Here is a 14569-nt window from a genome sequence, read left to right as displayed (position 1 = left end):
CTGAAGGCCGATGCCTCGCACGTCATGTTGTCGATGCATCGGCCTTTCTATCGCCTTTCGACATGCACGGAGAGTTTATGCATCGCTTTATCGTTGTGGGAGGAGGCGCAGGCGGGCTGGAACTGGCAACACGGCTCGGCGATCGTTACGGCGAAGCTCGCGCGAAGCGGGGCAAGCCGCAGGCGGCATCGATCACGCTGGTCGACCGCAATCCAACGCATATCTGGAAACCGCTCCTGCACGAAGTCGCGGCGGGCAGCATGGATCCGTTCACGCATCAGCTCGAATATCCGGCGCAGGCGCGCTGGCACGGCTTCGAGTTCCAGCAGGGCGAGCTGACCGGCCTCGACCGCGCGGCGAAGCGCATCACGCTCGGGCGCGTGCTCGACGAAGACGGCGCGGAAATGCTGCCCGAGCGCGTGCTCGAATACGACACGCTCGTGCTCGCGATCGGCAGCACGACGCACTTTTTCGGCGTGCCGGGCGCGGCCGAGAATTCCATCGCGCTCGACACCGTCGAGCAGGCCGAGCGCTTTCGCAAGCGTCTGATCGCCGCGTGCATGCGCGCCGAACATCAGGCGCCCGAGAGAGTCGCGGTGGAGGTGACGGCGGACGACCTTGCGCCGGCCATGAACGCCGGCGCCGAGCCGCGCGTGCAGGTGGCGATCATCGGCGCGGGCGCGACGGGCGTCGAGCTCTCTGCCGAGCTGCGCAACACCGCGCAGGTGTTGTCGGCCTATGGACTGCACAAGCTCGATCCGCGCCATGACGTGGGCATCGTGCTGATCGAGGCGGGCCCGCGCATCCTGCCCGCGCTGCCCGAGCGCGTGTCGTCGGCAACGGGCGAACTGCTGAACAAGCTCGGCGTGAAGCTGCTCACGAGCGAACGCGTGATCGAAGTGGCGCCTGGCGTCGTGCGCACCGCGAGCGGCAAGAACCTGCGCGCGGACCTCACGGTCTGGGCCGCGGGCATCACCGCGCCGGCCGTGCTGTCGCGGCTCGACGGCCTCACCGTCAACAAGCTCGGCCAGCTGATCGTGCGCCGTACGCTGCAAACGGAACTCGACGACAACATCTTCGCGCTCGGCGACTGCGCGGCCTGCGAATGGCCGGGCCACGAGCGCGGTGTGCCGCCGCGCGCACAAGCCGCGCACCAGCAGGCCACTTTCCTGTTCAAGTCGCTGGGCAATCTGCTCGCCGGCAAGCCGCTCGAGGAGTTCACCTATCGCGACTTCGGCTCGCTGGTGTCGCTCGGCCACTTCAGCGCGGTCGGCAATCTGATGGGCGGGCTGATCGGCGGGAATATGTTGATCGAAGGGTTGTTTGCCCGTTTCATGTACATGTCGCTGTACCGGCTGCACATCGCGGCGCTGCACGGCTACGCGCGCATGGTGCTCGATACCTTCGCGCACTGGCTGCGCCGCACGACGCTGCCGCGCGTGAAGCTGCACTAGGCGGCTGCACTGAGCGGCCACATCGACCGGTGCTTGTGTCCGGGGCGCGGCGCTATTCTGCCTGTTTCCGCTGTTTGATCTTCAAGGAGCGTTGCGTGCTGAAACCCGAAGTCGATAGCCTCGTCCCGCACGTGCCGTTCGATCGGCGCACCTTCATCAAGGCGGCGCTCGGCAGCGGATTTGCCGCTGCCGTGCTGCCCGTCTCCGCGCAAACCATCCACACCGACAGCGAAGGCCTCGAAGCCGGCGAGATCGGCTTCCAGTCGGGCGGCACGCTCGTTCCGGCGTATCGCGCGCAGCCGCGCGGCAAGACGCACTTGCCGGTGATCATCGTGGTTCACGAGATCTTCGGCGTGCACGAGCATATTGCCGATGTGTGCCGCCGCTTTGCGAAGCTCGGCTATCTGGCCATCGCGCCGGACTTCTTCGTGCGCCAGGGCGACGCCTCGGTGTACCCGACGGTGCAGCAAATCAGCGAGAACATCGCGAGCAAGGTGCCCGATGCCCAGGTGCTCGGCGACATCGATGCGGCGCTTGCCTGGGCCGGCGAGCACGGTGGCGATCTGAAGCGCGTGGGCGTCAATGGCTTCTGTTGGGGCGGGGTCTACACGTGGCTCTATGCCGAGCACAATCCACGCATCAAGGCGGCGGTGTCCTGGTATGGCCGCGTGGCGGGCGCGCACACGGAAAATTCGCCGCAAAATCCGCTCGATCTCGCGGGCAACCTGCAGGTGCCGGTACTCGGCATGTATGGCTTGCAGGACAACAGCATTCCGCAGGACACGCTCGAGCAGATGAAGGCCGCCATCGCGCGGGGCCCACAGGGTGGGCGCGGCTCGCAAATCATCGTGTATGACGACGCGGGCCACGCGTTCTTCGCGGACTACCGGCCGAGCTATCGCAAGGCCGATGCGGAAGACGGCTGGAAGCGCGCGATTGCCTGGTTCAAGGAGCACGGCGTGGTGTGACGCCGTGCCCGCTTCCGGATTCCCGGCTCAGGGGTTGGGGCCAGTCGCGACCGGTCGCGACGCGTCGGCGCTCCATTCGCTCCACGAACCGGGATAGAGCGCCGCGCCGTGCAGGCCGGCAATTTCCATCGCGAGCGCATTGTGGCAGGCGGTCACGCCCGAGCCGCATTGCAGGATCACGTGTTCGGGCGTGATGCCCGGCAGCACCGCTGCGAAATCCTCGCGCAGCGCATGCGCCGACTTGAAGCGGCCATCCGGCGTGAGATTGTCCTGATAAAACCGATTGCGCGCGCCAGGAATATGGCCGCCCACTGGGTCGATCGTTTCGTTCTCGCCGCGATAGCGGTCGGCGGCACGCGCGTCGACGACCGTGAGTTCGTGCGTCGCGAGATTGCGGACGATCGCCTGGGCGTCCACCGTCACCTGCAGCGGCGCGCCGGCCTTGAAGGTGCCGCGCGCGGGCGTGGGCACGTCGCGCACGAGCGGGAAGCCCGCCGCTTCCCACGCCTTGAGGCCCCCGTCGAGCACGGCCACCGAGTCGTGGCCGAGCCAGCGCAGGAGCCACCAGAGGCGCGCGGCGTAGGCGCCGCCTTGCGCGTCGTAGGCTACGACCTGCTGGCCTTCGTTGAGCCCGCGCAGCAGGAGCGTGGCGACGAGCGCCGAGCGGTCGGGCAGCGGATGGCGGCCGTTTTTGCCCGTCTTCGGGCCCGAGAGGTCGCGGTCCAGATGCAGGTACTGGGCGCCGGGCAGGTGGCCGAGCGCATAAGCGTTCTCACCCGCGGCGGGGTCGGCGAGATCGAAGCGGCAGTCGAAAACCAGCACGCTGCCCGGCGCGGCGGTCAGGCGTTCGTGCAGATTGGCGGCCGAGATCAGCGTGGTGTAGTGCGTGTGGGGCATGACGGCTCCTTGAATCGTGCAAGGCCGCCCTCTCTCGCTATGCGACGGCCCGGTGCCGTCAGTCTAAACAAAAAGACGGGCCGAAGCCCGTCTTTCCGTTATGCGTTCGCGTTGCCCGACGCCCGCGCCAGGCTGCGCGTCAGATCGGTCCCAACTCGCGGCGCAGAAACTCGTGGAAGTGCTGCATGCCGTCTTCCATCGGGCTCTGATACGGGCCGACCTCGGAAACGCCACGCTCGAAGAGCGCCCGGCGGCCGGCGTCCATGCGCTCGGCGATCTCGTCGTCTTCGACGGCGGTTTCCATATAGGCGGCGCGCTCGGCCTCGACGAACTCGCGCTCGAACAGGGTAATTTCCTCGGGGTAATAGAACTCGACGATGTTGGTCGTTTTCTGCGTGCCCTGCGGGATGAGCCACGAGACCACGAGCACGTGCGGATACCACTCGATCATGAGATTCGGGTAGTACACCATCCAGATCGCGCCGAACTCCGGCGGCTCACCGTTACGGAAGCGCAGGACTTCGTCGTGCCACTTGCGGTACGTCGGGCTGCCCGGCTTGCCGAGGTGCTTGTGCACGCCGACCGTCTGCACGCTATACCACTCGCCGAACTCCCACTGGAGATCGTCGCACGAGACGAAGTTGCCGAGGCCCGGGTGGAACGGCACGACGTGATAATCTTCCAGATAGACCTCGATGAAGGTCTTCCAGTTGTAGTTGCACTCGTGAACCTCGACGTGATCGAACATGTAGTCCGTGAAGTCGAGGTATTTCGCCGGCCCAAGGCGTGCGAGATCGCGCGCGACGTCGCGGCCCGCGGATTCGAACAGCAGCCCGTTCCACTTCTGGAGCGGCGAGCTGTTCAGGTTCAGACACGGCTTGTCCGCGAAGTGCGGTGCGCCGAGCAGTTCGCCCTTGAGGTCATAGGTCCAGCGATGCAGCGGACATACAATGTTGTCTGCCGTGCCGCGACCGTTTAGCATGATGGCCTGGCGATGCCGGCACACGTTCGAGAGCAGCTCGATTTCGTTGCTCTTGTTGCGAACGAGCACGCGGCCTTCTTTTTCGCCGGGCAGCGCAAAATAGTTTCCCGCCTCGGGCACCATGAGTTCGTGCCCGACGTAGCGAGGACCCTTCTGGAAAAGCGTGTCGATTTCGCGCTTGAGTAGCGCTTCGTCAAAATAAGCGGTGACTGGCAGCTGGCTGTGGATAGACTTCAGCTGCAATGCATTGCTCAGATTGGACATTCCCACTCCCGATGAAGACGTGAAAGCAGTGAACAACCCAACCATCGAAGATTCGATTTAGGGAGCCGGCGATTATACCCGGTTACCCCCTCGTGGGGTAGCTAAGTGACTGATTTTTGCCAAAATTACACCGGAAAGACGGCAGGAATTCAGGAAATATGAGACAAAGGCACGGGTAATTGGGCCTTCTGGAACCGATTTGTACTGGCCCCGAGCGTGTGGTCGAGAGGGTACACAAGCCGGGGAGCGGGTCGAAAGGGACCTTTTGCCGTAGAATGTCCGCCTTGTTTCATTCTGGCGACGACTCATGGCGAAATCCGCATCGAAAGACCGCGCTGGCGCGGGCGAAAGCGCAGCCGGGCTGGCCGAGGGCGAAGCCCTGCCCGAGAGCTACGAGGCGGCGCTGGCGGAGCTCGACGGGCTCGTTGCACGCATGGAAGGCGGCAGCCTGAGCCTGGAAGAATCGCTTGCAGCTTACCGCCGTGGCGCGGCGCTCGTGCGCTTTTGCCAGCAGCAGCTCGAAAAGGTTGAACAACAGGTGCGCGTGCTCGACGGCGAGACGCTGCGGCCCGTGCCCCTCAATACGACAGACTCCGCAGCGGGCGGAGACGACGATCTATGACATTTGACCAATGGACCCGGCAGGTACTCGACCGGGTCGAAAGCGCGCTCGATCACTATTTGCCGGCTGCCGACGTGCTGCCGGCGCCGCTGCATGACGCCATGCGTTATGCCGTGATGGGCGGCGGCAAGCGGGTGCGTCCGCTCCTGTGCCACGCGGCGGGCGAACTCACGAACGCCACGCCGGAAGCGCTCGACGCGGCGGCCTGCGCGCTCGAAATGATCCACGTCTACTCGCTCGTGCACGACGACATGCCGTGCATGGACGACGACGACATGCGTCGCGGCAAACCCACCGTACACGTCAAATATGACGAACCGACGGCGCTGCTGGTGGGCGATGCGCTGCAGTCGCAAGCCTTCGTCACGCTGACCTCGGAAGTGCTCGGTGCCCAGCACCAGGCATCGCTCGTGCGCGAACTTGCGCTGGCCAGCGGCTCGATCGGCATGGCCGGCGGCCAGGCTATCGACCTCGCGAGCGTGGGCCATTCGCTCACCCGCGAGCAGCTCGAAACGATGCACCGCCTGAAGACCGGCGCGCTCCTGCGCGCCGCGGTCCGCATGGGCGCGCTGGCGGGCGAGACGCCTTCTGCGCAAAGCCTCGCCGCGCTCGACAAATACGCGGCGGCCGTGGGCCTCGCTTTCCAGGTGGTGGACGACATTCTCGACGTCACCGCCGACTCCGCAACGCTCGGCAAGACCGCGGGCAAGGACGCGAAGGACGGCAAGCCGACCTACGTGTCGATTATCGGTCTTGATGCCTCGCGTGCGCTCGCGCAGCAGTTGCGCGCCGACGCGCACGCGGCGCTCGAACCGTTCGGCGCGCGCGCTCAGCGCCTCGCCGAACTCGCTGACCTGGTGGTGAACCGGGTGAGCTGACCGCGCAACCCGCCCACGCGCATGAAACGGAAGTAATGCGCAGAAAAAGTGCGGGAGCGCCAGTTTTCCTACAATGGAACGACGATGTACGACTTGCTGAAAACCATTGACGACCCGGCGGATTTGCGCCGCCTTGATCGCCGCCAGTTGCAACCGCTTGCCGACGAACTGCGTGCCTTCGTTCTCGAAAGCGTCTCGCAGACGGGCGGCCACCTGTCGTCCAACCTCGGTACGGTCGAACTGACGATCGCGCTGCACTACGTGTTCGACACGCCGCGCGACCGCATCGTCTGGGACGTGGGCCATCAGACCTATCCGCACAAGATCCTGACGGGCCGCCGCGACCAGATGTCGACGCTGCGCCAGCTCGGCGGCATTTCGGGCTTCCCGAAACGCGACGAGTCGCCGTACGACACGTTCGGCACCGCGCACTCGAGCACGTCGATTTCGGCGGCGCTCGGCATGGCCGTGGCGAGCAAGCTCAAGGGCGACAACGCCATGGGCATCGCCGTGATCGGCGACGGCGCGATGACGGCCGGCATGGCCTTCGAGGCACTGAACAACGGCGGCGTGGAAGACGACGTGCCGCTGCTCGTCATCCTCAACGACAACGACATGTCGATTTCGCCGCCGGTGGGCGCGCTCAATCGCCATCTCGCGCGCCTCATGTCGGGCCGCTTCTACGCCGCCGCACGCGCGGGCGTGGAGCGCGTGCTGCGCCATGCGCCACCGGTGCTCGACCTCGCGCGCAAGCTCGAAGAGCACGCGAAGGGCATGATCGTGCCGGCTACGCTGTTCGAGGAATTCGGCTTCAACTACATCGGGCCGATCGACGGCCACGATCTGGATTCGCTGATCCCGACGCTGCAGAACATCAAGGAACTGCGCGGCCCGCAATTCCTGCACGTCGTGACGAAGAAAGGTCAGGGCTACAAGCTCGCCGAAGCCGACCCGGTCCTGTACCACGGCCCCGGCAAGTTCAACCCGGCCGAAGGCATCAAGCCGTCGGCAACGCCCGCCAAGAAGACCTACACGCAGGTGTTCGGCGAATGGCTGTGCGACGCGGCCGAGCTCGACCAGCGCGTGATCGGTATTACGCCGGCCATGCGTGAAGGCTCGGGCCTCGTGGAGTTCGAAAAGCGCTTCCCGGATCGCTACTACGACGTCGGTATCGCCGAGCAGCACGCAGTCACGTTCGCGGGCGGCATCGCGGCAGAAGGCTTGAAGCCCGTGGTCGCGATCTACTCGACCTTCCTGCAACGCGCGTACGACCAGCTGATTCACGACGTGGCGCTGCAGAATCTGCCGGTCGTGTTCGCGATCGACCGCGCGGGCCTCGTCGGCGCGGACGGCGCAACGCACGCGGGCGCGTACGACCTCGCGTTCATGCGCTGCATTCCGAACATGATGATCATGGCGGCGTCGGACGAAAACGAGTGCCGCCAGATGCTCTACACGGCGCTCCAGCAGGACTGCCCGACGGCCGTGCGCTACCCGCGCGGTGCGGGCACGGGCGTCGCGACCGTCAAGCAGATGGCCGCACTGCCGGTGGGCAAGGGCGAAGTCCGCCGCGAGAGCAAGGCGCCGGCAGGCAGCCGTATCGCGATCCTCGCGTTCGGCACGATGGTTGCGCCGTCGCTCAAGGCCGCCGAGGAACTGGACGCCACCGTGGCGAACATGCGCTTCGTGAAGCCGCTCGACGCGGACCTCGTGAAGCAGCTCGCCGAAACGCACGACTACCTCGTGACGGTCGAGGAAGGCTGCATCATGGGCGGTGCCGGTTCGGCTTGCGTGGAAGCCCTCCTTGAAAGTGGGGTTATCAAGCCCGTACTACAATTGGGCCTCCCCGACCGCTTCATCGACCACGGCGATCCGGCAAAGCTGCTGGCAGGCTGTGGGCTCGACGCAGCAGGGATCGCGAAGTCCATCCGCGAACGCTTTCTCGACAATGCGGCGAATGTGTCCGGCAAGTCGGTAATGCGCGTCGCGTGAGGTCGATTGAGGCCGCTATAAGTTAGTTGGCGCCTCGCGACAACCCACTTCACATTTGAACTGGCGGCCGGGTTTCGTGCCCGGTGACCGCCAGCAAACGCCGGCTCATGCCGGCGTTTGCCATTTGCGCGCCGCGTACGGCGCGGCTTGAGGATAAGAACATGAATCAGATGAACCCGGCCTTCGTGATGCCGGACGTCCAAAGCTCCGTCGATACCCGTCAGATCGTGATCCAGCGCGTCGGCGTAAAGGCCGTGCGCCATCCGCTCACGGTGAAGACGGCCGCGGGCGACGTCCAGCCGAGCGTCGGCACGTGGAATCTCGACGTTCATCTGCCGGCCGACCAGAAGGGCACGCACATGTCGCGCTTCGTCGCGCTGCTCGAAGAGAACAAGGCTCCGCTTACGCCTGTCACGTTCCGCGCGATGCTGGCCGCGATGCTCACGAAGCTCGAATCGCAGGCGGGCCGTATCGAAGTGACGTTCCCGTACTTCGTGAAGAAAGTGGCGCCGGTGTCGGGCGTGGAAAGTCTGCTGGACTACGAAGTGACGCTCGCGGGCGACGTGCGCAACGGGCAAACGCGCCTGTTCCTCAAGGTGCTCGTGCCGGTGACGAGCCTGTGCCCGTGCTCGAAGAAGATCTCGCAATACGGCGCGCACAACCAGCGCTCGCACGTGACGATGAACGTCGAGTTCGAAGGCGATCTGCCGGTGGAAGACCTCATTCGCATCGCCGAACAAGAGGCGTCGTGCGAGCTGTGGGGCTTGCTCAAGCGTCCGGACGAGAAGTTCGTGACCGAGCGCGCATATGAGAACCCCAAGTTCGTCGAAGACCTCGTGCGCGACGTGGCTGTGCGACTGAACGCCGATGCGCGCGTGATCGCCTATACGCTCGAAGCGGAAAACTTCGAGTCGATCCACAATCACAGCGCCTACGCCGTGATCGAGCACGACAAGAGCATGGCGTAATGCCGGCCGCCTGATTGCGCCGTCAACAAAAAAGCCGCCCGTGTGAACTGATCCCGGAAAGCTGGACAGTATTTGGCTAGGGCCGAACGGGCTGGGTTCTGTACATCACAGGACTCAGCCCGTTTAGCTTTTGCTTGATGCGGCTGTGATTGTAGTAGTGGATGTAATGTTTGATGCCGGCCTGAAGTGCTTCGATGCTCTCGAAGCGAGTCGGGTAAAAGAACTCGGACTTCAGGGTGCCGAAGAAGCTTTCCATGGTGGCATTGTCGTGGCAGTTGCCCTTGCGCGACATGCTCTGCGTCAGGGCGCGCTTTGAGAGCAGCGCCTGGTAAGCAGCCATCTGGTAGTGCCAGCCCTGATCGGAGTGGACCACCGGCCGATCGCCAGGCCCGAGCCGCTTCATTGCCTTTTTGATCATGCCTGCGACCAGCGCGAATACCGGACGTGTGGCCGTTTCGTAAGCAATGATCTCGCCGTTATACAGATCCAGAACCGGCGACAGATAGAGCTTCTGCTCGCCCACCCGGAACTCGGTGATATCGGTGAGCCACTTCTGGTTCGGCGCGTCTGCATCGAACTGTCTTTGCAGCACGTTCGGCGCAATGCGTCCCACCGTCCCGCGGAAGGCCCGGTACTTCTTCGGGCGCACCAGGGACTTCAGTTTCATGAGCTGCATCAGGCGCTGGACCGTCTTGTGATTAACAACGGTGCCCAGACGGCGGATCGCGCTGGTGACGCGGCGATAGCCATAACGTCCCTTGTGCTGCTCGAATACCGAACGGATCCGCGCTTTGAGCTGCGCGTGTTTGTCCGCCATCTGCAATGCCTTGCACTGGTAATAGAAAGTACTGCGCGCCAGGCCTGCCACCTTCAGCAGGCCGTCGACTGGAAACTGATGCCTTAACCCGGCCACTATTTGCGTTTTTTGCGCTGCGCTTTGGGGCTTTCCGAGCGGATCAAGGCATCGAGTTTTTTTAGGTACGCGTTCTCCATGCGCAAATAGTTGAGCTCTTCGAGGAGCTCTTCTTTCGTGCGGGCCTCATCGGGGCTCGTTGGCTTGGGCGGGGGAGATGCCTTCGGTTGCTTCACGGGTCGTCTTCGGGGGCGAGGCTGCAGTGCCTGGATACCACCCGAATCATACTGGCGCTTCCAGCTACTGATAATAGCCGGATTCCGGATATCGAAGACCGCGCCCGTTTCCCGGCACGACAGGGTCTTTGTCTGCATGAACTGCAGCACCTTCAGCTTGAACCGGGCGTCGTAATGGCTGTACTTCTTGCTGAACGCCGCTTCGCCGTGCGCCTGCCAGGCGGCTACCCATTTGCGCACCGTGCCGTGGTCCACACCATGCCGGCGTGCCACTTCCCGGCTGCTGCAGCCTTTGCCTGACAGCAAGTCTTTGACAACAGACCGCTTGAACTGCTCCGTGTACTTCGCCATGAAAAACACCCCAAAGGTTGGATCGGTGTCCAACTTTTGGGGTGCAGTTCACGTGGGCGGCTTTTTTACGTCTGCGGCGGCAAACGCATTACTGCTGCGCGAGCGAGGTCAGGTCCCAGCGCGGCTTCACCGTGAACGCGTAATCGCGCGTGGCCTGCTCCGGCCAGCGCGCGAGGCGCAGCGCCCCCGCGAGCGCGATCATCGCGCCGTTGTCGGTGCACAGCGACAGGTCCGGGTAATGCACCTCGAAGCCGCGCTTTTGCGCCGCCGCCGAAAGCGTCTCGCGCAACTGCTTGTTCGCGCCCACGCCGCCCGCCACCACGAGGCGCTTCATCTTCGTGCGCTTGAGCGCGGCGAGCGATTTCGCGGCCAGCACCTCGACGGCTGCATCGACGAAACCGCGCGCGATGTCGGCCTTGCCCTGCTCGCAGATGTTCGTGCCGAGTTTCTTCACTTGCGTGAGCACAGCCGTTTTGAGGCCGCTGAAGCTGAAGTCGAGATCGCCCGAATGCAGCATCGGACGCGGCAGTTCGACCGCGCCCGGCGTGCCGAACTCGGCGAGGCGCGAGACTTCCGGGCCGCCCGGATAGCCCAGGCCCAGCAGCTTGGCCGTTTTGTCGAAGGCTTCGCCGGCGGCGTCGTCGAGCGTCTCGCCGAGGGTTTCGTAGACGCCCACGTCGGTCACGCGCATCAGTTGCGTATGGCCGCCCGACACGAGCAGCGCGACGAACGGAAACGGCGGCGGCGCATCGACCAGCAGCGGCGAAAGCAGGTGCCCTTCGAGGTGGTGAATCCCCACGGTCGGCCGGTTCCAGGCCATGGCGAGCGCATTGGCGATGCTCGCGCCCACGAGCAGCGCGCCGGCGAGGCCGGGGCCTTGCGTGAAGGCGATGGCGTCGATGTCGCTTTTCGCCGCGCCGCTCTTCGCGAGCACTTCTTCGAGCAGCGGCAGCGCGCGGCGGATATGGTCGCGCGAGGCCAACTCCGGCACGACGCCGCCGTACTCGCGGTGCATGGCGATCTGCGAATGCAGCGCGTGCGCGAGCAGGCCGCGCTCGCTGTCGTAGAGCGCGAGGCCGGTTTCGTCGCAGGAGCTTTCGATGCCGAGAACGAGCATGATGTGGGGCAGGGCAACGGGATTGCGCGGCACGAGCCCGCCAAAAACCGTCGCTAAATCAAGAATTAGCAGAACATAAAAGTATAGCAGCGTGCGTCGAAGCCGGTTCAGGGCGCCACGCGGCGCTCCCCGCGGACAAGCCCCGCCGCCGCGCAGGTAGAATGCGCGCCATGGAATCTTTCGACATCGCCGTGATCGGCGCAGGGGCGGCCGGCATGATGTGCGCGGCGGTGGCGGGCCAGCAGGGCCGCCGCGTGGCGCTGATCGACCACGCGCCGCGCCTCGCGGAAAAAATCCGCATCTCGGGTGGGGGGCGCTGCAACTTCACGAACCTGCAGGCGAGCCCGGCCAACTATCTCTCTCACAACCCGCACTTCTGCCGGTCGGCGCTGGCGCGCTACACGCCGCGCGACTTCCTCGCGCTGCTGCGCCAGCATCGCGTGACCTGGCACGAAAAGCACAAGGGCCAGCTTTTCTGCGACCAGTCGAGCGAGGCGATCATCGACGTCCTGCGCGCCGAGTGCGACGCGGGCCAGGTGGCGTGGCGCCGGCCGCTGCCGGTGGAAGCGGTGAGCCACGCCGACGGCGCGGGCTTCACGCTCGGCACGCCACAGGGTGAGATCCGCGCGAAAGCGCTGGTGATCGCGACCGGCGGCCTGTCGATCCCGAAGATCGGCGCAACCGACTTCGCGTATCGCATCGCGAAGCAGTTCGGCCACAAGCTCATCGACACGCGCCCCGCGCTCGTGCCGCTCACGTTCGCGCAGGACGAGTGGGCGCCCTATGTGCCGCTCGCGGGCGTTTCGCTCGAAGTCCACGTGGCGACGGGCGAGCGCAAGACCGGCGGCGCGTTCGACGAGGACCTGCTCTTCACGCATCGCGGCCTTTCCGGTCCCGGCGTCCTGCAGATTTCGAGCTTCTGGCAGCCGGGCCAGCCGATCCGCGTGAACCTGCTGCCCGAGCACGATCCGGGGGCGGCGCTGATCGAAGCCAAGGGCGCGACGAAACGCCAGATCGGCAACCTGCTCGCCGAGTGGGTGCCGGCGCGCCTCGCACACGTGTGGCTGGAGGCGCATCAGGTGAAGGCCGACGCGCGGATCGCCGATCTGCCCGATAAAACGCTGCGCAAGATCGGCGAAGGGCTCGCCCAGTGGACGCTCACCCCCACGGGCACCGAAGGCTACAAGAAGGCCGAAGTCACGCGCGGCGGCGTGGACACGCGCGAGCTTTCCTCGGCGACGATGATGAGCCAGCGCGTGCCGGGGCTCTATTTCATAGGCGAAGCCGTGGACGTGACGGGCTGGCTCGGCGGCTACAACTTCCAGTGGGCCTGGGCCTCGGGCGTCGCGGCCGGGGAAGCCGCCGCCGAATATTCGCTGGGTGCAGGCTGATTTTCTGACCGATACGCCCTGCCGAATCTCTCGCGGTTGACCCCTGTCATTGTTGGCTCTGTGTCCGAGGTTCACGCTTGAATGCCTGACCCACGAGGAAAAGGTACGAAACGTGAATCGAGAGGAACAGCAGCACAGCGTGCAAATGCGCGGGCCCCTGCGGCGAATCATGATTGCCGTGGACAATTCGAAGGCATCGACGCAGGCACTGCGTTTCGCGTCGCGCGTGGTGCCGCGCGACGCCCAGGTGCGTATCGTCTGCGCGGCCGAACAGCCGGATGCGTGGAATGCGGGCGGCGCTTACATCGCGGGCGATGCGTGGATGACGGGTGCGCTCAACGCGGCGCGCGACGAATATCTCCACGCCGCCGAGCGCACGCTCGAGCACGCGATGTCGGCGTTCAACGGACAAGTCGCGCTGGTCGAAGGGCAGGTGGTCGGTCTGTCCGCCGAAGCAGGCGCTGTCGTGCCTGCGCTCGCCAATGCGGCACGCGACTGGCAGGCCGACATGCTGGTGGTCGGCACGCGGCACCAGGGGCGCATGAAGCGCTGGGTCGACGGATCGGTTTCGGGCGCGCTCGCGGTTTGCGCGCCCTGTCCGCTGCTGGTCGTGCCCGTGGAGTACGAAGAAGCGAACGGTCACGCGCCGCTCGCCCGCATCCTGCTGGCGACGGACGGCAGTCCGGTCTCGGCGCAGGCGATCGAAGCGGCGTTGCGGCTGGCCGAACCGCAAACCATCTTGCGCGCGGTTTATGTCGTCGATCGCAGCAGCGTGGCCGGCGATCCGGTGCCCGGTTCGGTGCTGGAGGATGCGCTCGCCGACCTCGGGCGCAAGGCGCTCGCCAGCGCACACGCGCAGCTCGACGTGTCAGGCCGCGCCTATGAAACGGCGCTCGTGGCCACCGGGCGCATGCGCGACGATGTTGCCCACACCGTGTTGCGCGACGCGCGGGACTGGCAAGCCGATCTCGTCGCGCTCGGCACGCAGGGCCGGCGGGGCGTCGCGCGCTGGCTGCTCGGCAGCGTCGCACAGCGCGCCATCGAGATCACGCATGTGCCGTTGCTGCTGGTCGGGCCGGGCGCTGCCTGATGCTGCGCAGCCCCGCCGGGGAAGGCTCTGCGGGCGGTCGGTGCGGTTGCCGGAATTGGGGTTTCCCCCCAAACCGGCACGCGATGCCCAAATCCGGAACTGCTATACTCAATCTTCTTTACCCCCGATCCGTTATTGGAAAATGACGACCATCCGCGTAAAAGAAAACGAACCCTTTGAAGTCGCCATGCGCCGCTTCAAGCGCACGATCGAGAAGAACGGTCTCCTGACCGAGCTTCGCGCGCGCGAGTTCTACGAGAAGCCCACGGCTGAACGCAAGCGCAAAAAGGCGGCGGCGGTCAAGCGCCACTTCAAGCGTCTGCGCAGCCAGATGTTGCCGAAGAAGCTGTACTGATTCCGGCGTAGCCGTGACGCGTGGCCGCGCAGTTCCAGCGTGGGCCTCGCATCAATGTCACGGCGACGTGGACAGCCGGTCCGCGGTCTCTGGTTTCGTCGCGCAACGCGGCCGCCGCTGTCCTCTGGTGTGGTCGCAACCATGTCGAATT

General features: G+C 65.2%; 13 protein-coding genes. 9 read left to right on the top strand and 4 right to left on the bottom strand.

The window, feature by feature from the left end:
* Positions 1 to 77 precede the first annotated feature (77 nt).
* Both AB4Y44_RS29770 and AB4Y44_RS29765 read left to right on the top strand, forming a co-directional pair.
* Positions 78 to 1454: an NAD(P)/FAD-dependent oxidoreductase gene (locus AB4Y44_RS29770; protein WP_368701580.1), complete on the top strand. Its 1377-nt coding sequence runs from the start codon at positions 78 to 80 to the stop codon at positions 1452 to 1454.
* 95 nt (positions 1455 to 1549) lie between these two features.
* A complete protein-coding gene (locus AB4Y44_RS29765; RefSeq protein ID WP_342918585.1) occupies positions 1550 to 2422 on the top strand; it encodes a dienelactone hydrolase family protein in 873 nt (290 codons plus the stop codon).
* 27 nt (positions 2423 to 2449) lie between these two features.
* Here AB4Y44_RS29765 and AB4Y44_RS29760 read toward each other — a convergent pair whose 3' ends face one another.
* Together AB4Y44_RS29760 and AB4Y44_RS29755 are read right to left on the bottom strand one after the other, a co-directional pair.
* Positions 2450 to 3319, bottom strand: a complete 870-nt coding sequence (locus tag AB4Y44_RS29760; RefSeq protein WP_342918586.1) for a sulfurtransferase — start codon at positions 3317 to 3319, stop codon at positions 2450 to 2452.
* Between the two features lie 139 nt (positions 3320 to 3458).
* Positions 3459 to 4565, bottom strand: coding sequence for an aromatic ring-hydroxylating dioxygenase subunit alpha (locus AB4Y44_RS29755; protein WP_368701579.1), 1107 nt, complete (start codon positions 4563 to 4565; stop codon positions 3459 to 3461).
* A gap of 307 nt (positions 4566 to 4872) precedes the next feature.
* Here AB4Y44_RS29755 and AB4Y44_RS29750 point away from each other — a divergent pair, with 307 nt between their 5' ends.
* The 4 genes from AB4Y44_RS29750 (at position 4873) to folE2 (ending at position 9025) form a co-directional block, all read left to right on the top strand.
* Complete coding sequence (locus tag AB4Y44_RS29750; RefSeq protein WP_368688099.1) at positions 4873 to 5187, top strand: exodeoxyribonuclease VII small subunit; 315 nt, start codon at positions 4873 to 4875, stop codon at positions 5185 to 5187.
* Complete coding sequence (locus tag AB4Y44_RS29745; protein WP_342918589.1) at positions 5184 to 6065, top strand: farnesyl diphosphate synthase; 882 nt, start codon at positions 5184 to 5186, stop codon at positions 6063 to 6065. The genes AB4Y44_RS29750 and AB4Y44_RS29745 overlap by 4 nt, the downstream gene beginning before the upstream one ends.
* Before the next feature lie 84 nt (positions 6066 to 6149).
* Entirely contained in the window at positions 6150 to 8057 is a 1908-nt protein-coding gene (dxs, locus tag AB4Y44_RS29740) for a 1-deoxy-D-xylulose-5-phosphate synthase (protein ID WP_368701578.1), read from the top strand.
* 161 nt (positions 8058 to 8218) lie between these two features.
* Positions 8219 to 9025: a GTP cyclohydrolase FolE2 gene (gene folE2, locus AB4Y44_RS29735; RefSeq protein ID WP_342918591.1), complete on the top strand. Its 807-nt coding sequence runs from the start codon at positions 8219 to 8221 to the stop codon at positions 9023 to 9025.
* Positions 9026 to 9101: 76 nt separating this feature from the next.
* Here the strand turns inward: folE2 and AB4Y44_RS29730 are convergent.
* Both AB4Y44_RS29730 and tsaD read right to left on the bottom strand, forming a co-directional pair.
* A protein-coding gene (locus AB4Y44_RS29730; protein WP_368701577.1) for an IS3 family transposase occupies positions 9102 to 10465 on the bottom strand; the annotation gives its coding sequence in 2 pieces (ribosomal slippage) (positions 9102 to 9965 and positions 9968 to 10465; 1362 coding nt in all).
* Positions 10466 to 10553: 88 nt separating this feature from the next.
* Positions 10554 to 11582, bottom strand: a complete 1029-nt coding sequence (gene tsaD, locus AB4Y44_RS29725) for a tRNA (adenosine(37)-N6)-threonylcarbamoyltransferase complex transferase subunit TsaD (RefSeq protein ID WP_110386183.1) — start codon at positions 11580 to 11582, stop codon at positions 10554 to 10556.
* Positions 11583 to 11752: 170 nt separating this feature from the next.
* On the opposite strand from tsaD, the gene AB4Y44_RS29720 reads away from it, so the two are divergent.
* From AB4Y44_RS29720 to rpsU, 3 genes are all read left to right on the top strand, one after another.
* On the top strand, positions 11753 to 12973 hold the full coding sequence (locus AB4Y44_RS29720) for an NAD(P)/FAD-dependent oxidoreductase (RefSeq protein WP_342918593.1): 1221 nt from the start codon (positions 11753 to 11755) through the stop codon (positions 12971 to 12973).
* 169 nt (positions 12974 to 13142) lie between these two features.
* Entirely contained in the window at positions 13143 to 14063 is a 921-nt protein-coding gene (locus AB4Y44_RS29715; protein ID WP_368701576.1) for a universal stress protein, read from the top strand.
* 142 nt (positions 14064 to 14205) lie between these two features.
* Entirely contained in the window at positions 14206 to 14418 is a 213-nt protein-coding gene (gene rpsU / locus AB4Y44_RS29710; RefSeq protein WP_013434742.1) for a 30S ribosomal protein S21, read from the top strand.
* The last annotated feature ends 151 nt before the right edge of the window (positions 14419 to 14569 follow it).

Origin of the sequence: Paraburkholderia sp. BR10937 (assembly GCF_040965695.1) — a bacterium.
Classification (GTDB): Bacteria; Pseudomonadota; Gammaproteobacteria; order Burkholderiales; family Burkholderiaceae; genus Paraburkholderia.
Note: the sequence above shows the minus strand (reverse complement) of the source record. Positions and strands in the feature narration are given on the sequence as shown.